A 21,602-nucleotide genomic window follows, 5' to 3' on the forward strand; every position below is an offset into this window, starting at 1 on the left:
ATTCATGATGAGTCCTCCTTGGTATGCAAATTAGGGGTCAATTCGTGCAGATTTGACACCCCGCATCATACCAAGAGGGCTTTTTCTATTCAAGTCCCCGAAAAAGCTTCTAACAGGAATGCTCCTATAGAGATAATATTCCATTTTGTTATTTAATTCTTGGGTAAGTTCTAGTACGATGGTTATAATAAATAAATAGACAAATCAACTACTACAGATAGAGTGAGGGGGCCATTTTTTGAAAAAACTGTTGTGTTCCATTTCAATATTATTTCTTGCAATTCTCCTGACAGGATGCAAAGAGAAAGAAACGCCTGGAGATCGCATGCAAACTTACGTCAGTAATTGGAATGAAAGTAAATTCTCCGAGATGTATAAAGATTTTTTAAATACAGATACGAAAAAAATGTTCGATGCTAATGAATTTGTGGATCGACAAGAGAAATTAGCAGAAGATTTAGGGATCAAAAACCTGAAAATCACGTACAAAAAACCTAAGGAAGAAACAAAGTGGGACGAGGAAAAGCCAGCTGCCTTCCCAATTCAAATATCAATGGATACCATAGCCGGTCCTATTAAATTCGAAAAGGAACTAACGTGGCACTTCGAAACTCATGGGGATACAGAAAATTGGTTTGCTGAGTGGGACCCATCTTTCATTCTTCCGAAACTAACGGAAAAAGATAAAATTCAAATCTCTACGATGTCAGCAAAACGCGGAAAAATATTTGACCGGAATGGAAATCCTCTTGCCGTGAATGGAACAGGTTATGAAGCAGGAATTGTTCCAGGTAAGTTTACAGACGAAACAAAAAAAAGCGAGCTGGCTAAACTTCTGAATACAACTGTCAAGTTTATCGATAAGCAAGTTAATCAAAGTTGGGTACAACCTGACTATTTTGTACCGATTGCCCCTGTTTCCAAAAACAATCAAGCATTGTTGGATAAACTCATTACCATCCCTGGAGTCACCTATCAAGAGACAGAAATGCGAGAATATCCGTATGGTGAATCTGCTGCCCATTTAACAGGATATATCGGGAAAATCACCGCTGAATTATTGGAAAAGCACAAAGATGAAGGCTATAAAGAAACGGATTTAATCGGTAGACAAGGTCTTGAACGGATCTTGGAAGATCGGTTGAGAGGAAAAGACGGCGTCGGGATTTATATAAAAAGTCCAGAATCGGGTGCAACATTGCAAAAAGTAGTAGAGACCGAAGCTGTAAATGGAGAGAATATTTCATTAACGATTGACGCAGAGTTACAGAAAAAGATTTTTACGTCTATGAAAGGTGAACCAGGCGCAAGTGCAGCAGTGGATCCACAGACAGGCGAAACGCTAGCACTTGTCAGCTCCCCTAGTTTCGAACCTACAGAATTCATGTTGGGAGTTAGCGGAGAGCGCTATAAAAAACTATCTGAAGACCCACTGAAACCTCTGTTTAACCGGTTTGCAGCGGCTTACGCACCTGGTTCATCCTTAAAACCCATAACAGCGGTAATTGGAATGGAAAAAGGAACATTAAAACCAGAAAAGGGTCTATCAATTTCAGGACAAACATGGCAAAAGGATTCATCTTGGGGAGCTTATCGGGTTTCACGTCTCCACCCGGAAGCACCGAATCCTCTGAACTTAAAAAATGCGCTTATCTATTCCGATAACATTTACTTTGCGCAACAGGCGCTAGCAATTGGCAAGGAAGATTTCATATCTGGTTTAACAAAATTCGGATTTGGTGAAGAGATTCCTTTCATGCTCAACATCTCCCCTTCTCAGATTTCGAATGATGGGACGATTGCTTCAGAAGGTCAACTCGCCGATACTTCCTTCGGACAAGGCCAAATGTTAGCAAATATTTTACATCTCGCAACGATTTATGAACCTATATTAACGAATGGCATTATGTATAAGCCGACGTTATTGCTAGATGATAGAACCCAGCAAGTATGGAAAGAGGGAATTATCAGCAAAGACACCGCAGAAGTACTAAAAAATGATTTACGAAGTATCGTAGTGGATGGCTTTGCCCAAGCCGCCAATATTCCAGACATCCCGATTTCAGGGAAAACAGGGACTGCAGAGTTGAAGACTTCTGCAGAAGGCCGGGGAGAAGAAAATGGCTTTTTTGTTAGTTACAATACGAACAATCCAGCATTTATCCTTGCGATGATGATTGAAAATGTAGAAGATAATGGTGGAAGCGGATATGTCGCTGAGTTTGCAGCAGAAGTGTATAAAGCGAACAACAAAAAATAAGTAAAAATAAAAGCAGGACTGTACTGTAGGTCATAAACACGACGTATCGGAACAGCCCTGCTTATATTCTTTAACCATACAGTAGCCATAGATCGTTTTTTTGGCTTCCAAATGATTAATACAATCGTCAAAACGAAAATCATGAATAATAGATAGAGTTTGAACTCCGCATCTAATTTCAGTCTTAAATCTAATACTTAGAGTATAACCGTCTTGGACCGTCAGGCAACATGTTTGCCAGTAAAATATATACAATTAACGAGACAGGCGTCATAATAAAAACTAGTCTTACGAGAAATGAAGAAATGCCAAAGAATTCTGCGATGCCGCCACAAACACCTTGTAATGAAGAATCAGTTGATGACTTCGTTAGTCGTTTTGTATTCACTTCCACACCTCCAACTTATTTTTTCTTCAATCTATTTCTTTCCTGTAGATCACATAAAATTATCAGTATAATTGACCAGAATTATCCAGCACTTTATACCTAACACAAACACTTACATGAATCCTTAAAGAAAAGAGGCAGTGCATGAAAAAAGTTCAAAAACAGATAGTTATCGGTTCTATATGCTTCACAGGAATCGTAATTGCCAATAGTGTGCAAGCAATTTTTTCTCCCTACACATTTGTAAGGTTTCTAAATATATTGGTTATTATTTTAATATCAGGAGCTCTAGGAGCTTTCATGCGAGAATACTACATACAAAAGAACGAGTAGCTTGCAAATAATCCGTTTATTCCTAATTGTTAATACTGTTAAATTCTAGTATACTACACTTAATCGTTCATTGGAATTGACTAAATCACCTTTCATAAGGAGGTCAATATATGAAAAACGGCAAAGAACATGGTTTCTTCTATTGGAGTCTGTCGTATCACAAAAAGTTTGTTCGAACAGTTTGGATGATACCAATTGCCCTAATCCTTATTATTATCCTTCTCAATTCACCAGGGTTTTCATTACTCTTTAAAACGGTTGCAATTTGGGTGTTAACTGCCACATTAGTTCTCCAGCTCGTATACAACTACTTTAGATGGAAACAGGAAATGTGATTTTACCAAAGCTGGTACTACAACAGCCTTGGTTGTTTTTATGTAGGAACTTGCTTCATAAAAAACAGTCGAAAGAAAGGAGTTCCCCCGTGTACTCTCTTTACTGCAGAACCTATCAATTCTCCTACAAAACAGTTGCGCAATTTCTTCCTTGGCGGCACCCTCTTTTGTTAGAAGGCGAAAACAGTTTGGCAGAATTACCAACCTTATTACAACGTCAATCGATTGGAAATGTACTCATTGTTACTGATGAAGGCATTTCCCAGCTTGGATTAATGGATCCTTGGATCGTGCATATAAAGAAGCGAATCCCCTTTACCCAGTCCCTCGAATGTTGAACAAAAAAGACTTAGAAACGCTTTATATATTGATAAAACAACAGTAATACTGTGAGGAAAAAACGCCTAATTCCTCGGCATCACAAAAGAGGAATTAGGCTTATGGTTTTGATTTCTGCCAATCACATTTGATTGAGAAACATGCAAACTTATGGATACATGACAGTAGAACACTTCCATACTGACAGCAATTTATACCTATCTGGTCCGCCTGTATTTGGATAATAGTTCTTGTGAAATATGACAATAATCATTTGGACATCTATCTAACCTGTCTTGATGTTCATCTGCACTTTTTACATAGTTTGTAAGAGGCAACACTTCAACAACGATATGATCAAAATCACCTCTTCCACTAAGAAACGCTTTCGCTTCTTCAAGGTGTTCAGAGACCTCACTATATACACCTGTTCTGTACTTTTCACCAACGTCCTCACCCTGCTTATTCAAACTATATGGATCAATAATTTCAAATAAGTAGCCCATTAATTCTCTGATTGTTACAACGGTCGGATCAAATTCTGTTTTTACACATTCAGCATACCCGTCATAATCACCCACAAGTGTACAACTGTCTCCATTGGCTCTTCCTGCTTCTGTAAACTCAACGCCAGGTTACGTTTTAACAAAAGCTTGCACTCCCCATAAACATCCACCTGCAATATAGACTACTTCCAAAATGACATTCTCCTTTGTTTATTAAAATCTATCCATCTAACAGATTAAGAACTGTAATTCCTAAGTCAACTAAACATTAAAATCATGACACACCTTATTATTCTACAAAAAACACCTAACACCCCTTAATCTAAGCTTATTAAAAGGTACTTACCTCACATCACAAAATGAGATAAGTACCTTTTAAATTTTATTTCTGTAATTTATTTGTCAATTCAACAAATTCTTCTACATCTTTTCCGACAAGCTCAATCCCCGCAGCCCAGAAGTCTTTCTTAGTTAAATCTACATCTAGATGTTTCTTTGCTAAATCTTCGACTCTCATGGAACCTGTATCTCTTAGTAAGGCAATATACTTCTCTTCAAAGCCCTCAGGGTTTTTTAAGTATTCTGCGTAGATACCAAGGCTGAATAAATACCCAAATGTATACGGGAAATTATAAAACGGGACACTATCAATAAAGAAGTGTAACTTGGCTGCCCAGAAATGCGGGTGATAAGAAGATAGGCTATCCCCAAATGCTTCTTTTTGTGCGTCCACCATTAATTCGTTCAAGCATTTTTCTGAAACAATTCCCTTAGCACGCTCCGTGTAAAAACTATCTTCAAATAAGAAACGAGCACGAATATTTAAGAACATCGCTGTTGCGCCTTCTAATTTATTCGCCAAAAGAGATACTTTTTCTTCATCCGTCGCAGCATTTTTTACAGTTGCATCCGCAATAATGGTTTCAGCAAATGTACTAGCAGTTTCCGCTACGTTCATGGCATATCCTTGATTTAGTTCCGGCAAATCTTTCATGACGTGACTGTGGAAAGCATGTCCTAATTCATGTGCTAATGTACTCGTATCACTCGGTGAACCTGTAAAGGTCATGAAAATACGAGACTCTTCAAATTCAGGTAAACTCGTGCAATACCCTCCTGGCCGTTTATTCGAACGATCTTCCGCTTCAACCCAGCGGTTTTCAAGCGCATGTTTTGTAAACTCAGTCAGTTTTGGTCCAAATGAAGTGAAATGCTCAATTATAAAATCACATGCCTCATCATAGGTAAAACGCGTTGGTTTTGTTTCTCCTAATGCAACGGGTGCATCCACGTCTTGCCAGCCCAACTTATCCATTCCTAACAAATTCGCTTTTTGTGCTAAGTAATCAAGAAACGTTTGTTTCTGCGCGTCAACTGCTGACCACATGGCTGTTAACGTTTCTTCCGTCATCCGGTTATATTCAAGCGGTACTTCTAAATGACCTCCCCGTCCATGTGCATCTTGCAATGTTAAGCGATAGCCTGCTAAATGGTTGAGAATGTCTGCAAAAATAATTCCATTTTTAGACCAGACTTTTTCCCAGTCTTCAAAAAGCTCAGCCCGCACATCTGAATCAGGATCAGCATACATTTTGTTCATCGCTTGCCCAATGGATAAGTCAGTTGATTTACCGTCTTTATCTGTAAAGGGAACAGTCATTGTAGAGCCTACTGTATCGTACAAATCGCTCCATGCTGCGATCCCGTCTTTATTTAATTTAGCAATCAGTTTCTCTTCATCTTCTGACAATAGACGTTTGCCTTGTTCACGTATCTCATCTAGTGAGAAACTAATTTCTTTTAAGGCTCCATCCTTCAAGAGTTTACTCCATTGATCATCTGAGATTGCTACTAGTTTTTTAGTGAAGATTGTTGATAGTTGCTGAATTTCGCTTACAAGTTCCATTATTTGACCCTTAACAACACTTGCATGTTCATCGTCCATAAAAGCATCATGCCACATATTAATGAATGTCCCAACCTGGCCTAATCCTTTGCCGATTACCTCTTGTTGTTTCAATATTTCTAGCAAAGTAGAAGCATCGTAACCTGAATCGCTATTCCACGCTTTCAACAGTTCCGCATAATGAACAATATCTTCTTTAACAGATGCAAGTTTCGTTTGTACTTCTTCCGATTTGGTTCCGCCTTTAAATATACTCTCTAAATCCCAAGTAGCATTATATTTCAATTTAATTCACTCCCCTTATAGATCTATTGTAAACGTTATCAATGAATTTAGAAAGATTCGGTAACCGAGTCATTTCCAATAAAAAAACAAGTAACTCGCCTTTATGGGCAAGCTACCTGTTTGCAGTTAGAGGTTGATGGAACCAAAGCATTTAGCTCAAAAAGTTATCGTTTCACTTTTTTCTTGCGTGGTTTCATGAACGTCTCATAGACAATCGGAACAATTACAAGTGTCAATAGCGTAGAACTGATCAGACCCCCGATAACCGTAACACCGAGACCTTTAGAAATCAGTCCGCCACCGCCACCTTCTACACCGAGTGCCAATGGTATGAGCGCACCGATAGTAGCAAGTGCTGTCATCAAGATTGGACGTAGACGAGTAGAACCTGCTTCCAAAAGGGCTTCTCGTGTAGAAAGTCCTTCCTTCTCTTGATGAATCACGCGGTCAATTAAAACAATCGCGTTCGTAACAACAATACCGATCAGCATTAAGGCACCAATCATTGCAGATACATTTATCGGCTCACCGGCAATCCAAAGTGCCACTAAACTACCGATAATTGTGAATGGTAGTGAGAACAAAATAGCGAGTGGCGCTAATGCTCCACCAAATGTTACTACAAGTACAAAGTAGACGATCGCTACTGCAGCTAGCATGGCGATTCCTAATTGTGAGAAAGACTCATTGATCTGCTCTGTCACACCACCGAAGTCCACTTTCACTCCACTTGGTAAATCCAAGTCACTGATTTTCTTTTCTACAGAGCTTGAAATCGCAGCAACATCTTTACTCTTCACATCAGCAGTCAGTGAAGCATACATTTTGCCATCTCTGCGCTGGATTGTATCTGGCGTTTTGCCTTCTTCAACTTCCATCACATCACCCAATTTAACTGGGATGCCTAACGGTGATTGAATGACTTTGTTCTTCAACTCATCTATATTTTTATACTGATCTTCTGTGACTTCGATATAGACATTTAACTCTTTTCCATCTTGTTTTACCGTTGTGACTGCAGATGCTTCACCAGGAGACATGAGATTCATGCCTACTTGTGCTGCTGTTAACCCTAGGCTACTCAATTTCTCTTGATTTGCGACTAGCGTGTATTGGTCATATGCTTCTGAAAGGCTAGACTCGACTTTTTCCAAATTCTTATTGTCTTCTAAAATAGGCAAGACCTGATCTGTTGCTTTCTCGATATCTTCCTTATTATCTCCATAGACAAATAATTGTAAGCCACTACCGCCCATGCCGCCAAAGTCCATACTCTTCCATTCACCTTGTTCGGATTTCTCGTTAAGGGTGTCAATGACCTTTGACGTTTCTTCACTGAAATTTTTGAAATCCTTATCGTATTCAATGAAAAATAATGCAGAATTACTTCCGCCCATTCCCATCATCGCATCCATCGGGCTACCGCCACCTAGTGAATACTGATATGTCGTAATCCCCTCATGGGTACTTAGATATTTCTCAGCTTCCAGTGCGATTTCTTCTGAATCTTCTCTTGTTTGACCCGCGTCCGGACTATAAGTAGCCACAATCATTTTTTCTTCTTCGTCAGGCAAGAAGCTGACACCAATTAATGGCACTAAGAAGAAACTTAACACGAGGATCACTACAGATCCCCCGAAGGTAATCAGTTTATGATTCAATGTCCATTCCAAGATACGACCATATGCATTAGCTAGCTTTCCTGGCTTTTCTTCTTTTGTGCGATTTTCTTTTGTTCCAACCTGACTCAGTTGCTTTTTATACAATGAATGAGCAAGCATTGGAACAATGGTCACAGCAACAATCAAAGAAGCTGCTAGGGCGAATGCTACCGCCAATGCAAATGGTAAGAACATCTCACCAACTAGGCCGCCAACTAAACCAATTGGCAAGAATACAGCGATTGTTACAATCGTAGATGAAAAAATAGGGATAAACATCTGACGTGTTGCTTCACGTATTAACTCTTTTCCACGTAATTGCTCTCCTGGCAATGCCATACGTCTATAAATATTCTCCATAACGACAATCGAGTCATCGATTACACGGCCTATGGCAACTGTCAATGCACCTAGCGTTAAAAGATTTAAAGTGATATCCATTTGATGCAGGAGGAAGATTGCCATAAGTAATGACAATGGAATTGAAACGATGGAAATGAGTGTCGTTTTAATACTTCTCAAGAACAACAAGATGATCAAGACCGCAAATATGATCCCAAACAATGCTTTACTAAGCATAGTACTGACTGCTTCCTCAATCGGTTCCCCTTGATCCAACGTAGTAATAACTTTTAAATCCAAGTCTTTTTCAATAGTAGAAATTTCATCTTTTACACTGTTTACAACTTCAACAGTATTGCCGTCAGCTGCTTTTACTATTTGAATACCGATGGAGTCTTCTCCATTCGTTCTTGAAATCGATTCAGCCTCACTCACGACCTTGATTTCAGCTAAATCTCCTAACTTGACAGAAGGAATCTCCATTGGTGGTTGTGTTTGTGCCTGTGAATTTCCTTGCTCTGCTTGTGGGTTCCCTTGTTGGGCTTGATCCATCTGTCCTGCTTGAGCAGGAACGGCAGGAATTTCCAACTTTTTCAAATCGTCTACACTGGCAATATTTCCATCAATGACTAGGTTTTTCACCTTGCCATCAAAATTTGTTAAACCTAATGGGAATGTAATATCCGATCCTTGAATGATTTGCTGGATCGTATCCTGTGACAATCCGTATTTCTTTAACTGTTCTTCATCAAAATCTATTGTTACTTTTTTCAATTGTTGTCCGGTAATTTGAACATCTGCCACACCCTCTATGCCTTCTAGAGCAGGCAGCACATCATTTTCCACTACAGTGGTCATAGCTTCCGCAGTTCGTTTGTTATCACTAACACTTAATGTCATAACTGGTAGCGCATCAAAACTTAATCGTGAGACTTCTGGGTCCTTCACGCCTTCTGGTAACGAAAGTTTCGACAAGGCTTCTTTTATTTCCTCGGTTGCCTTATCCATATCAGTTTTGAACCCAAATTGAACTTGAATAGATGATGCGTTAGCTAAAGAAGAAGAGCTAACCAGTTCCACACCATCCAAGTTTTGAATTCGTTGTTCGATTGGAACGGTAACTTTTTCAGCTACGTCATCCGGAGCTGCTCCAGGATAGGTAGTCAAAACCGTTACGTTCGGTAAAGTTATCGTAGGCATTGTTTCTTGTTTCATATTGAAACCAGAGTACAATCCAGCAACAACAACCATAATTGTCAGTATCCACACTGCGAATTTGTTGTTGAGTGCGAAATTAGTGATTTTTTTCAAGTGTTACACTCCCCGTATTTGATAGTTCTCTCTATCATTGACCATGTAGTCACGATGTTTTATACTATAAATGACCAGTCAGTCAAATGCAAGAATAATAGCATCCTATTATCAACTTTGAGTAACTGTGAATTCGTTTAAATTCACTTCATATGATTTATACGAAAAGACCATTCTATATCGTGCCTCCCTCTTGTTGACAACATGTGACTGCTTGGTAAACTGAACGCTAATACATAAAAAATATGCACGATGAAAAGGTGAGACTAATGAAGGTACGAAAACAAAAAGAAATCATTGAGTCGGCCATCAAGTTATTTGCAGAAAACGGCTTTACGAACACATCCATCCAAGAAATTGTAAACGACTGCGGAATCTCTAAAGGAGCATTTTATAATTACTTCACATCCAAAGAGGCGTTACACATCGCCATCTTCGAATATTACTTCGAACAGATGAGATCACGTACACACGAAATAGATGCTGAACAGTTACCTCCCCGCGACAAACTTGCAAAACTGTTAAGCGTCCCATTTGAACAACTTACCAAACAAAAAGACTTTTTCATGGTATATATGCGGGAACAAAGTTTTACTATCAATAAAGAACTTCGTGAAGTTATGGGGAAAACTCAATTTGAAATGTTGACTTGGTACGAAAAGAACTTGAAAGAAGTATATGGAGATAAAATAAATGGCTACACAGGTGATATTATTATGCTGATTGAAGGAATTAGAAGCAGTTACTTAGCATCGATTCTTATTCAAGGTTCCCAGATCGATGCAACGCTCGTTCCAACATTCATCATGAATCGTATTGAAGATATGGTGGTCTCTTTTGAAAATGGTGAAGAACCAATCATGAAAAATAACTTGTTGGATCTTTTTACAAACAATTCATGCGGATCATTAAATCATATTGAAAAAGTCTCTGCTTTACTGGCAGATATGCAAGAACAGCTTGAGATTATGAATTTCAGTGATGATCAAAGGAATGGCCTCGCTGGAGTAATAGCGTTTCTAATCAGTGAACTTCAGAAACCTACTATCGAGAAATATGTATTCCAAGGAATGTTGGCCAATTTAAAAACAGTTAAAGAGTTTGATATCTATAGAGAAAAGATTGCAAACCTATTAGGAATCGAGCTTTTATAAACTGCTTTATTCGTTAATCTAACGAGATCAAGCATAGAATCACGCACGGTTTATATATGTAATACATTAGAGCCTTTGACTTTCCATACCGGAATGGTCAAGGGCTATTAAGTTTTTTTAAAGATATTAAGCCTACATAACCTTGTCGATACGATATCTCTTATATTTGATTCCCCCATCTATATCCCCTATGCTATCCGATTCCCTGTATCAAATCATGTCAGAACTTTAATAAACAATGTAAGGAGTTCTATTACTTTCAAACTGGGATTTCATCAAAAGTCACACAAAATTATGTTTTATATATTTTCAGAATACCATTGATATACTGTATACACAGTGATATTATTTAGAATATTAAATTTTAAATATTGAATTGGAGGAAAACATCATGGAATGGCATACGTATTATTTAATCCCTATTATCTATTTGATCGCCATGATAGTGATTGGTGTTATGGTTTCGGGTAAACAGGATTCCAGAGCAGATTTCTATGTAGCTGATAACAAAATGAATTCTGCTGTATTATTCAGTACGGTTCTCGCTACTGTAGTTGGTGCGAATACGTATATGGGTTTTAGTGGATTGGTCTACACTGGAGGATTCTCGCTGATTTGGATGTTAGTTGCTGCTAGTACGTCCTATTTTGTTTTATTTTTCATCTCAGGAAGAATTCGTAAGATTGCAGAGCATTATGAGGTTTTTACGCTTCCTGACTTGATGGCGGAACGATACAACCGTCCTGTTGCTACACTGACTACGTTTTGCTCGCTCATCGCGTTAATTGGAAGTGCTGGTGGTAGTATTCTTGGAATCGGTATGATCCTAAATACAATCTTAGGTATTAATCCGATTGTGGCGATTGTCGTTACAGCTGCTATCACAATTACTTACACGACATTTGGAGGTCTAATGGGAGTTGCTCTAACAGACTGGGCGCAAACAATTATTATGCTAATTGGATTGATTTTAGTAATCCTATTTGGTTTCCAAGCAATGGACCCTGGAAGTTCTGTCTTTAGTGCATCACTCAATGGCGGTGAGCTACTAAAAGGTGTACTTGGAACTGAGTTCATGAGTACCACTGAAACTGTTACGTTTATGTTGGTTATCGGATGGGTGATTACATTCATGCCACTCAATACGGTCAGCCAAACACAGATTCAACGTATCTACTCAGCAAAAAGCGTAAAATCCATTCAACGGATCAGCTTGCTCGTTGCTTTGTTCATGGGAGTTTCCATGGCATTTGGACTTACGCTAATCGGTGGAATTGGGAAATCGCTATTGCCCGATCTGGCAAATCCAGAAACAATATTACCCGTTCTTTCAATGGAAATTATTAATCCATGGATAGGCATGATTATTGTTACTGGAATTCTGGGAGCATGCATGTCGACCATCGATTCAAACTTGCTTGGTGCAGGTATCCATGTCACGAGAGATTTGTACGAGCATCGTCTAAAGAGAAAAGGTTTGCCTATTGATGACAAAAAAACCATACGACTTACACGGTGGACTCTTGTTATTATTGGAGCTTTCTCTACAGTTGCAGCGATTTTAACACCATCCATCATGGGATTATTATTGTTCACACTGAAAATATTCGCTGGTGCGACATTCGTTCCTATTATGCTTGGACTCTTTTGGCCAAAAGCGAATTCCTATGGTGCAATGGCCGGGATTATCGGAGGTGGAGTTACTACAATCCTTTGCAGCATCATGCAAACTAGCATAGATCCCGTAATTCTTGGTCTGATAGTCTCCCTAGCAGGCACACTCCTATTTAGCCTGCTCTTCAAAGAAGAAGGAGACAAAGGACAAAAATTCTTATTCAAAACGGTTACTAAAAAGGATTATGGAATCTTTGCAGGAAGTGTCGTCATCTATGCCGCATTTATGATTTCTATTAACTTCATCAACATGTGGCCATTATTGATCGCTTGTTCTCTCATCGGACTATGTGTGGGAGTCATTGCACTGTTTGCATTCGTCATGCCTAAAAAGAAGGAAAAAGTCACTGTCACTGAACTCGAAAATCAATCAAACTAATGTCAATGGAGGTTTTCACATTATGTATGCACATATTAACAAAACAAAAATCTTTTACGATGTAGATGGGCAAGGGATTGAAATCGATGGAGACCGTCTTAAAGAAAAACCAGTCGTATTCGTCATTCACGGTGGTCCAGGTGGCTGCCATATTACCTTTAAACCTTATTTAGATGAATTGACAAAAACGGCACAACTCGTTTATATCGACCAACGCGGCTGTGGTTTCTCAGAAAAGGACGATCCTGATAACTACACTTTGACGCAAAATGTGGAAGATGTCGAAGCACTTCGACAACACCTCGGGCTTGAAAAGATCTGGATTTTAGGCCATTCATACGGCGGAATTGTTGCGATGAGTTATGCGGTAAAATACGAAAAGAATGTAGCGGGACTAATTTTGGCAGCTACCTCCCCTTCATACAGTTTCTTAGAGAAAGCGAAGAAACACGTAGAACAATTCGGAAATGCAGAACAGATTGCCATGGCAAATTTGTTATGGGACGGTAAATTTGAATCTATTGAACAACTTCAAGAATATGACAAAATCATGGGTCCACTCTATTCAAAGGTAGTTGCCGATTCGGATTCTCACTCTCTAGCAACTGTTAAACGACCACCACTTGAGCGCAATGTGGAGGCCGCTAACAAAGGGTTCGCAGAATTCCTTCGTACGTACGACGTTCGAGGAGAGTTAAAGGAATTGAATGTCCCTGCTCTAATACTTGCGGGTTATCATGATTGGATCACTGCTCGCTCTGAGAGTGAAGAGATTCATGAGTTGATCGACAAGAGTGAACTTCATATTTTAAAGGACAGTAGTCACAGTCTTTTTTCGGATGAAAACGAGCTGACCAACAAGCTTATGTCGGAATTCCTTGTTCGACATAGCAGTCAGTAATCTATATGGAAAAAGCCTTTGACTCCCACTTTGGGATCAAAGGCTTTTAACTATTTTTATGTCGACTTGTCCTAATTGACTACTCACTTACTTTGAATGTATGCAAAACACGAGCAGATATCAAGTATTAACTACATACCAAAGATCCCTCAAAAAAAGTTTAAACTAATAGTTAATGTTTCTTTACTAAGCTACCTTGAGGAGAATTCTGTTCAACCTCGATATATTCCTTATATGCTTGATTCACTAGAGATTGGAAGCCATCATCAACATTGGTTTGTCCATTATGTTGTAGGATCTCTGTGAATTTTTTATAGGTTTCATCAGAAGTAAAAAGCCTTAGATTCTTTCCACCTTGCTCTCCCAAATTCTCTTCCTCCCAATTTTTCTTCAGAGCATGCTGTGCTCTGAAGAACTCGAAAGCCTGCTGTGCAGTTTTTATATTGTTCAGTTCCAAATGGCTTGCCATACTGAGAACACGCGTTTGATGAATTTTTCCATTATCACTCAAAATGACGTATTGCAACAATACATTGATGACCGGCTTTGTGAGTCCGTGCAACGTTTGTAAACGATTGATCAACTCCACATCTGCAGGAAAAGGTGAATGTCCTCCAATTTCTTCTAGCATCTCAATTGGTTCAGTACTTTCAAAGTAGTCAATCAGCGTTCCTTCTCGTTCATTCACCCAGCATCTCTCCTCTTGTTTAGATTTCTTTATTCCAATCTCTTTGAGGTAATTACTTGCCCGTCAATCCATTATATTCACTTGTAGTGTTCGATTATTTAGGTTAAAGAGTAAAAAGTTAGACTTTTCAAAATCAATTATACACGAATAACTAGTTGAAGAACAGATTTGAAACAGTACATGTCAAAAAGACCGAATCTGTCAGCAGACAAATCCGGTCTTTTCTAAAGTTTTCATACTACCGACAAGGCAGCATTTAATCCATTAAATCCGCAATAAGTTCAAAAGAATGCAGTCGATCCTCTTGATAGAAGACCGGTGAGCTCAAAATGAACTCATTTGCTTTCGTCTGGTTTAAGAATGCTTCCAGTTGTCGTTTCACAGTTTCTGGACTGCCGACAATTGTGGCAGGAGAATCCAGCATATTCGCTGCTGAAACCTTTTCACTTGGACTCCATACTGCATCTGGATCATCCAAAGGTGGTTTAAACTGAGTCGGCATTCCCCTGTGAAGACTTAAGAACTGTTGTTGGAATGATGTTGCGAGCCACAGTGCTTTTTCATCAGTATCTGCAGCTATTATACTGACGCCAAGCATTGCATATGGTTCTTGTAGGTTTTTGGAAGGCTTGAAGTTCTGATGGTACAGTTGTAATGCTTGCATTACATAGGCAGGAGCAAAGTGACTTGCAAACGAAAACGGTAACCCTTGTTGCGCAGCAAGCTGTGCACTAAAACCTGAAGAACCAAGCAACCAAATCGGAATGTCTTGCCCTTCACCAGGAAACGCACGGACGCGGGCATTAGGTTGTGGGTCAAAATACGAACGAAGCTCGGCCACTTGCTCCGGGAATTCTTCCCCACTGCTATGCAATGTCCGTCGCAACGCATAGGCAGTCGCTTGGTCACTACCAGGCGCACGGCCTAATCCAAGGTCAATCCGTCCTGGATAGAGCGCATCGAGCGTACCGAACTGTTCCGCGATCACAAGTGGTGCGTGGTTTGGCAACATGACACCACCTGAACCAATACGCATCCGCTCCGTCGCACCCGCAATATGACCAATTAGCACAGACGTTGCTGAACTGCCGACACCTGGCATATTATGATGCTCCGCCAACCAATACCGATTGAATCCTAGTTTTTCGACATGTTGAGCCAATTCCACACTGTTTTTGAAAGTTTCAATCGGACTCCCACCTTCATTGATGGGCGCAAGATCTAATACGGATAATGGAATCCCGTTAAATGTTTTAGCTGTTGAAGTCACTCTCGACCACTCCTCATCGCTCATTTTAAAGCCAAACTTACTTTTAGTAACCTATTATACAAGTTACTATAGACGAGGTGTGGAATCAAATTTGTTGTTTGGCAGGGTTGCAATGAGAGGAATATTAACCTGACATGCTATTACTGATTTTCATAAGATATTCACGTTACGATTTCTTTCGTATCAACAGAAAATATTTGGCATTTGCTCCAAGGAGAATAACAGCAATGACAAAAATGGAGAACAACTGCGAAACCCCTGTACCAATTGAATATACAACAAGCAGAAACAATGCAAGAATAAGTGCGCCATTTAACATATTGAATGAACGATAAAGCCCCTCCAGCATCACGTGTCGCTCCCCTTCATCAGAAGCAGCTAGCAACTTTTTCGCATAATTTTTTTCCGAAACAGAAGGCAGATTACGATCAGGATAAAATTTATTGACTAAACTTGAAACACCTAGGGATAGAATGAAAGCTATGGTTACAGCCACTATTGAAATTAGCTCCAGCCAAGGAGGCTGATTGGTAATGAGAGAAATTGCACTTGCTACAATCCCGATTACTATTGTTGCCATAACAAGCATGTTTGTATCACTAAATTTTTTATACAACCATATGTCACGCTCATCTTCCTCATCATCCGATACTTTTGCTTCCGATTTTTTACGCATTTGCAGGATGCTTACCCCTATATAAAGTAGTAAAACAAGAGTGAGTGCAGTTAAAATCACATTCACTTGAAATGCAATTGCATAAAAGTTAAAATCCATTTGAACTGAAAGCGCCATATACATGACAACAAATCCAACCACTGCACCCAGCAATGCCCAAATGACCATTCTCATTCAATCTCCTCCTCCTCGAATAGAAAAACACTTTCAATCGCTTCATTAAAAATCCGAGCAATCCTAACGGCGATAAGCAAAGAAGGGATAAATTCTTCCCTCTCAATTAAACTGATCGTCTGTCTCGATACTTTAGCCCGTTTTGCGAGCTCGGTCTGATTCAGTCCATTTCGTGCACGCAATTCCTTCAAACGTGTTCTCACTAATCTCACCTCTTAGGAAAAGTGTAATGTATGCTTTTCATTTTGACAAGTATATTTGTCAAAATGACTAAAATACATTTCAAAAACACAAATAACCGAATCCATCTTTAAGGACGAGTTCGGTTATTTTTTCATCAGATTTTAAAAAATTTAAAGAGAGGTGAGTATCCCTACTCCCTCTCTTTTCTTTGTACATATATAAGTGTACTATTTCTCTATGAATAAAACCTTAATATCCCCTATCGAATTCCTTTCATAGATCGCATAATGATTGGTGAAATGAAGAACAGTAAAATTCCTGTTGAAATGGCCACTCCGCCAATTGTACCAAAATAGAGCACTTCTGTTTCAGTAGAGTATAGCTTAACCAGCTGAGCGTTTAGTGCTTGAGCTGCGGCGTTTGATAAGAACCACAAACTCATAGTCTGTGCAGAAAAGGCAACAGGTGCAAGCTTAGTTGTTGCAGAGAGACCAACAGGAGAAAGACATAGTTCCCCAACTGCAACAAAGAAAATACTGAGCACAAGCCAAAGTGGATTGACAAGCGTATCCGATCCGCCTAAATAACCTGGCAGTAAAATCACGATAAATGACAATCCGGCGAATAACAGGCCAAGGGAAAACTTCTGTGGGATATTCGGCTGACGATCCCCAAGTTTAACCCAAAGCCAAGCAAACATTGGTGCTAGAATAATGACGAATAATGGCCAAAACGATTGGAACCACGCTGGTGAAAGCTCAATACCCATGAAGTTTAAATTCGTTCGTGTATCTGCGTAAAGTGCTAAAATAGTCGATCCTTGCTCTGCAATTACCCAAAACAATACTGATGCAACGAAGAGAGGAATGTATGCCAAGAGTCTTGACTTCTCTACTTCATTTGTTTTTGGGCTTCTATACATGACAACAAAATAAGCTGTTGGTATTGCAAAAGCGAGAATACCAATTAGCCCTACAAACGAATCGAACGTTAGCCAACCTTGAGGAATGGCGATAGCCACCATCACACCAATAAGGATTGCTACGATGGTGAAAGTAGAATAAATTCGTTTTTTCTCTGAAGCTAATAATGGATTTGCAACTCTAGTGCCTGCGTGTCCGAGATTTTTCTTCTTAGTAACGATAAATACCGTTAATCCAAGGAACATCCCTACTGCTGCTACTCCAAATCCAAGATGGAAACTTGTCTTCATAAGACTTCCAGCAATGAAAGGTGAAATGAACGCCCCCATATTGATTCCCATATAAAAGATACTAAATCCTGCATCTCTTCGGTTATCATTTTTAGGATACAACTCACCAACAACACTAGAAGCATTTGGTTTCAATAAGCCTGTTCCTAGTACAATGAGCACCATAGATACGAAGAACATTGTAATATTTCCTGGTATCGCTAAGGCAATATGACCAAACATAATAAGAATAGCGCCATAAAAAACAGACTTGGAAGTTCCCAATACTCGATCGGCTAACCATCCACCAATGATCCCTGACATGTAGACGAGTGAACCATAAATCGACATGATAGATAGCGCTACGGTTTTGTCTAACCCAAGCCCCCCATTCGATACCTCATAATACATGTAGAACACGAGAATAGCCCGCATTCCATAATACGAAAATCGCTCCCAGAATTCAGTGAAAAACAAAGTAAAAAGACCTTTAGGATGTCCAAAGAAACCCGTCTGTGGGATTTCTTCCAGCATTTCTTGCTTTGTTACTTTTGTCAAAAGAACCCCTCCTTAATATGAACTTATAATACATGTAAGCGCTTTAAAATACTATAGCAATATTACTAAATAGTCGAATTTATAAAAACGAAATTATTGTTAATAATTAATCTTTTTAATATTGAATTCTACAAATTACAGTTTCTTTTAACATATATTCAATTTTTTATTGATGTGATTTTTAATTAATTTAACTCCTATTGCAATAATATTCTTATTGAAAACAACCATTTTTGAAACACAAAGAAGAGGTAAGCATCAAAGCTCCCTCTCTTTACATTGCATATTTATTTCTTATGATACTAAATAATGCACAGTCGCTTAAGCCAGATAGATATTTTTCAGTTTTTCTTTATTTGAGATTTATTCCTATATTTTTCGTTATCGTTATACTTAATCACTATGTTCTCAAATATTTCATTCACACCAAGTCAAAGTATTGTATTCAAAATCTAAATAAATTTTAGATTCGTTTCTGCACTCATTGAAGGCTGGAATTATCTTCCTTCATTTTTATGGTTCCTGCTCCCAATGTAGAATTTTATTGTTGATTAACCCCATGTTAATGCATTATTGTAGCTCCTATTGGGTTACTCATACATAATAGTTAAATAACAGTAACATCCTAATAGTTGCATTTTTATTCGATACAGTGTAAGATACATGTAATTAAACATTCACTTATTTCGTAACTTTCGAAATGAGGATAGAGGCGCAAAAACCATCAGTACACAATCTGAGAATGATGAGATTCGACGACGATTGTAGAAAGGGGAATTTGCCGAAGTGGAGAGATGCTCATTATCTCGAAGCTGGTTCTGGACTGAACAAGTGCAGAACTGTCATATAGGAAACTATATGGAGGGCTATCTGATGCAGAGAAATAATTTATTATTTCCAAGCAACAGCGTACCTTCGCTGTTGCTTTTTGCGTTTCAGGATACACTGCCTTCCACCTCTATGTTTTGAATAAAAACAAAAGGAGATGGAGAACAGATGAATTTTGGACAACTGATTACCGCTATGGTTACCCCATTTGATGAGCAAGGAGAAATTGATTTTGTCGCTACCCGTAATCTGATTCATCATTTACTCGAAAACGGATCCGATGGTTTGGTAGTTGCAGGAACAACAGGAGAATCCCCAACATTAACTCAAAAAGAAAAGGTAAATTTGTTTGAATTTGCTGTACAGGTGGTTGCAGGAAGAGTGCCTGTCATTGCAGGGACAGGATCGAACAGTACAAGAGAGTCCACTGAGCTGACTCAGCAAGCTGAAGCAGCAGGAGTCGACGGTATCATGCTCGTTGTTCCCTACTACAACAAGCCTTCTCAAGAAGGAATGTACCAACATTTTAAGGTCATTGCAGAATCGACTTCACTGCCAATTATGCTTTATAATATCCCGGGCCGAAGCTCGGTTAATATGAGTCCAGAAACGATTATCCGACTCGCCTCTATTCCGAATATCGTAGCTGTCAAAGAAGCTAGCGGTAACTTGGATGCGATGGCGGATATCATCGAGAATACTCCATCGAACTTTGCGCTTTATAGTGGAGATGATGGTCTGACGCTCCCAGTCCTATCTATTGGAGGAGCTGGTGTTGTATCTGTTTCTGCCCACGTCATAGGACCTGAGATGAAAACAATGATTAGCCATTTCAACAATGGTCGTATTCGTGAAGCGGCAACATTGCACCGTCGTATGCTACCAATCATGAAAGAATTGTTCTCAGCTCCGAATCCTTCACCTGTGAAAGCTGCCTTGAACTTAGAAGGCGTCGCAGTTGGCAGCGTTCGATTGCCGATGGTGCCATTGACGGATATACAGCTGAATTCGTTGAATTACGTGCTCCATCAGCAAGACAAAATGCTAATTTAACAGTAGAGATACTCCTATGTTCGATATAAAAAGCAGCTCATTCCTTTATTACACTGGAATGAGCTGCTTTCAATTTTCATTCAATCGATTGTTCATACTACAATATTCACAATGAATTACTCCCGGGACACCCCTACTTGACTAACTTTTGCTGAAAGCAATTCGACAAACCGGTTCCCTAAGTCTGAGGTCGATGCTCCCCCACCTAAATCTGAGGTAAGTGCTTCTTTTTCATTCAGTATCTCTTTAATTGTAGCTAAAATAACTCCCCCCCATTTTTCTTCACCAAAGTAGTCCATCATTTGACTAACCGACCAGATAGCAGCTATGGGATTTGCCATTCCTTTTCCTGAAATATCCGGTGCTGAACCGTGCACTGGTTCAAACATGGCGGGATAGATCCGTTCCGGATTAATATTTGCGCCAGTAGCTAAACCCATTCCACCGGTAATTGCTGCCCCTATGTCCGTCAAAATATCTCCAAAAAGATTTGATGTAACTACTACTTCAAAGCGTTCAGGCTCTGTCACAAAGTAAAGACTAGCCGCATCTACAAGATACGAATACGTTTGTACATCAGGATATTCCTTTCCGACCTCGTCAAAAACTTGATCCCAGAACACCATTGAATAATTCAATGCGTTCGCTTTGCTAATACTCGTCAATGTCCGGTTTGACCTGCTTGCTTCCTCATATGCATACCGAATAACCCGTTCCGTCCCTTTACGAGAAAACACCCCAGTTTGCAAGACGACTTCCTCTGCTTTCCCTTTAAATAACCAGTCTCCTGCCCCCGCATACTCGCCTTCACTATTTTCACGAATCACAAGAAAGTCGATTTCCTTTGCCGTTTTGTCTTTCAACGGCGTAAGTGTTGGGTTCAATAATGTAATCGGTCGTAGATTCACGTACTGATCAAATTCTTTTCGAATCCTCAGTAACAAATCCCATAAGGAAATATGGTCTGGCACACCTGGATATCCCACAGCTCCCAGATAGATGGCATCGAATTCTTTAAGCTGTTCAATCCCGTTGTCTGCCATCATCTTGCCGTGTTCCAAATAATACTCGCATCCCCAAGGAAACTCAGTGAATGAAAAACAAATGGACGGATCTAATTTCTCAATCGCTTTTAATACCTTTACACCCTCTGACACGACTTCCGGACCTATACCGTCTCCTGGTATGAGCGCAATTCTAAATTCCTTCATAACTTCCTCCTGTACT

General features: G+C 39.3%; 16 protein-coding genes, 1 pseudogene and 1 riboswitch. Of the genes and pseudogenes, 7 read left to right on the forward strand and 10 right to left on the reverse strand.

Annotation, left to right across the window (positions count from 1 at the left end; all coding sequences use genetic code 11):
- Positions 1-238 precede the first annotated feature (238 nt).
- The gene (locus M3197_RS07060) at positions 239-2,260 is read left to right on the forward strand and encodes a penicillin-binding transpeptidase domain-containing protein (protein WP_251660159.1); all 2,022 of its coding nucleotides are present in this window, start codon (positions 239-241) and stop codon (positions 2,258-2,260) included.
- A gap of 190 nt (positions 2,261-2,450) precedes the next feature.
- On the opposite strand, the gene M3197_RS07065 is transcribed toward M3197_RS07060, so the two are convergent.
- The gene (locus tag M3197_RS07065) at positions 2,451-2,648 is read right to left on the reverse strand and encodes a PspC domain-containing protein (protein ID WP_251660160.1); all 198 of its coding nucleotides are present in this window, start codon (positions 2,646-2,648) and stop codon (positions 2,451-2,453) included.
- A gap of 443 nt (positions 2,649-3,091) precedes the next feature.
- On the opposite strand from M3197_RS07065, the gene M3197_RS07070 reads away from it, so the two are divergent.
- Positions 3,092-3,316, forward strand: a complete 225-nt coding sequence (locus M3197_RS07070; RefSeq protein ID WP_251660162.1) for a hypothetical protein — start codon at positions 3,092-3,094, stop codon at positions 3,314-3,316.
- Between the two features lie 188 nt (positions 3,317-3,504).
- On the forward strand, positions 3,505-3,654 hold the full coding sequence (locus M3197_RS07075; RefSeq protein WP_251660164.1) for a hypothetical protein: 150 nt from the start codon (positions 3,505-3,507) through the stop codon (positions 3,652-3,654).
- A 198-nt stretch (positions 3,655-3,852) separates the two neighbouring features.
- Here the strand turns inward: M3197_RS07075 and M3197_RS07080 are convergent.
- From M3197_RS07080 to M3197_RS07090, 3 genes and pseudogenes are all read right to left on the reverse strand, one after another.
- A pseudogene (locus M3197_RS07080) lies at positions 3,853-4,332 on the reverse strand (peptide-methionine (S)-S-oxide reductase).
- Between the two features lie 190 nt (positions 4,333-4,522).
- Complete coding sequence (locus M3197_RS07085) at positions 4,523-6,331, reverse strand: M3 family oligoendopeptidase (RefSeq protein WP_251660166.1); 1,809 nt, start codon at positions 6,329-6,331, stop codon at positions 4,523-4,525.
- 164 nt (positions 6,332-6,495) lie between these two features.
- Entirely contained in the window at positions 6,496-9,645 is a 3,150-nt protein-coding gene (locus M3197_RS07090; RefSeq protein ID WP_251660168.1) for an efflux RND transporter permease subunit, read from the reverse strand.
- A 269-nt stretch (positions 9,646-9,914) separates the two neighbouring features.
- Between M3197_RS07090 and M3197_RS07095 the strand changes: the two genes are divergently transcribed.
- The 3 genes from M3197_RS07095 to M3197_RS07105 all read left to right on the forward strand — a co-directional run bounded on the left by M3197_RS07095 (position 9,915) and on the right by M3197_RS07105 (position 13,753).
- Positions 9,915-10,799, forward strand: a complete 885-nt coding sequence (locus M3197_RS07095) for a TetR/AcrR family transcriptional regulator (RefSeq protein WP_251660170.1) — start codon at positions 9,915-9,917, stop codon at positions 10,797-10,799.
- A 391-nt stretch (positions 10,800-11,190) separates the two neighbouring features.
- Positions 11,191-12,852 carry a sodium:solute symporter family protein gene (locus tag M3197_RS07100; protein ID WP_251660172.1) on the forward strand — a complete coding sequence of 554 codons (1,662 nt, stop codon included), beginning with the start codon at positions 11,191-11,193 and terminating at the stop codon, positions 12,850-12,852.
- A 22-nt stretch (positions 12,853-12,874) separates the two neighbouring features.
- On the forward strand, positions 12,875-13,753 hold the full coding sequence (locus tag M3197_RS07105; protein WP_251660174.1) for an alpha/beta fold hydrolase: 879 nt from the start codon (positions 12,875-12,877) through the stop codon (positions 13,751-13,753).
- Positions 13,754-13,925: 172 nt separating this feature from the next.
- On the opposite strand, the gene M3197_RS07110 is transcribed toward M3197_RS07105, so the two are convergent.
- The 5 genes from M3197_RS07110 to M3197_RS07130 form a co-directional block, all read right to left on the reverse strand.
- Positions 13,926-14,441 carry a DnaD domain protein gene (locus M3197_RS07110; RefSeq protein WP_251660176.1) on the reverse strand — a complete coding sequence of 172 codons (516 nt, stop codon included), beginning with the start codon at positions 14,439-14,441 and terminating at the stop codon, positions 13,926-13,928.
- A 256-nt stretch (positions 14,442-14,697) separates the two neighbouring features.
- Positions 14,698-15,711 (reverse strand): LLM class flavin-dependent oxidoreductase, encoded by a 1,014-nt coding sequence (locus tag M3197_RS07115; protein WP_251660178.1) that lies wholly within the window; start codon positions 15,709-15,711, stop codon positions 14,698-14,700.
- 166 nt (positions 15,712-15,877) lie between these two features.
- Positions 15,878-16,561, reverse strand: coding sequence for a DUF3169 family protein (locus tag M3197_RS07120; RefSeq protein WP_251660180.1), 684 nt, complete (start codon positions 16,559-16,561; stop codon positions 15,878-15,880).
- Complete coding sequence (locus M3197_RS07125; RefSeq protein WP_251660182.1) at positions 16,558-16,764, reverse strand: helix-turn-helix transcriptional regulator; 207 nt, start codon at positions 16,762-16,764, stop codon at positions 16,558-16,560. The genes M3197_RS07120 and M3197_RS07125 overlap by 4 nt, the downstream gene beginning before the upstream one ends.
- Positions 16,765-17,003: 239 nt before the next feature.
- Positions 17,004-18,470 (reverse strand): peptide MFS transporter, encoded by a 1,467-nt coding sequence (locus tag M3197_RS07130; protein WP_432813988.1) that lies wholly within the window; start codon positions 18,468-18,470, stop codon positions 17,004-17,006.
- A 723-nt stretch (positions 18,471-19,193) separates the two neighbouring features.
- Positions 19,194-19,371, forward strand: a riboswitch (Lysine riboswitch).
- Positions 19,372-19,490: 119 nt separating this feature from the next.
- Here M3197_RS07130 and dapA point away from each other — a divergent pair.
- Positions 19,491-20,375 (forward strand): 4-hydroxy-tetrahydrodipicolinate synthase, encoded by an 885-nt coding sequence (gene dapA, locus M3197_RS07135; protein WP_251660186.1) that lies wholly within the window; start codon positions 19,491-19,493, stop codon positions 20,373-20,375.
- 116 nt (positions 20,376-20,491) lie between these two features.
- On the opposite strand, the gene M3197_RS07140 is transcribed toward dapA, so the two are convergent.
- Positions 20,492-21,586 (reverse strand): tartrate dehydrogenase, encoded by a 1,095-nt coding sequence (locus M3197_RS07140; protein WP_251660187.1) that lies wholly within the window; start codon positions 21,584-21,586, stop codon positions 20,492-20,494.
- Between the last annotated feature and the right edge of the window lie 16 nt (positions 21,587-21,602).

Source organism: Sporosarcina aquimarina, from assembly GCF_023715615.1.
GTDB lineage: Bacteria > Bacillota > Bacilli > Bacillales_A > Planococcaceae > Sporosarcina > Sporosarcina aquimarina_A.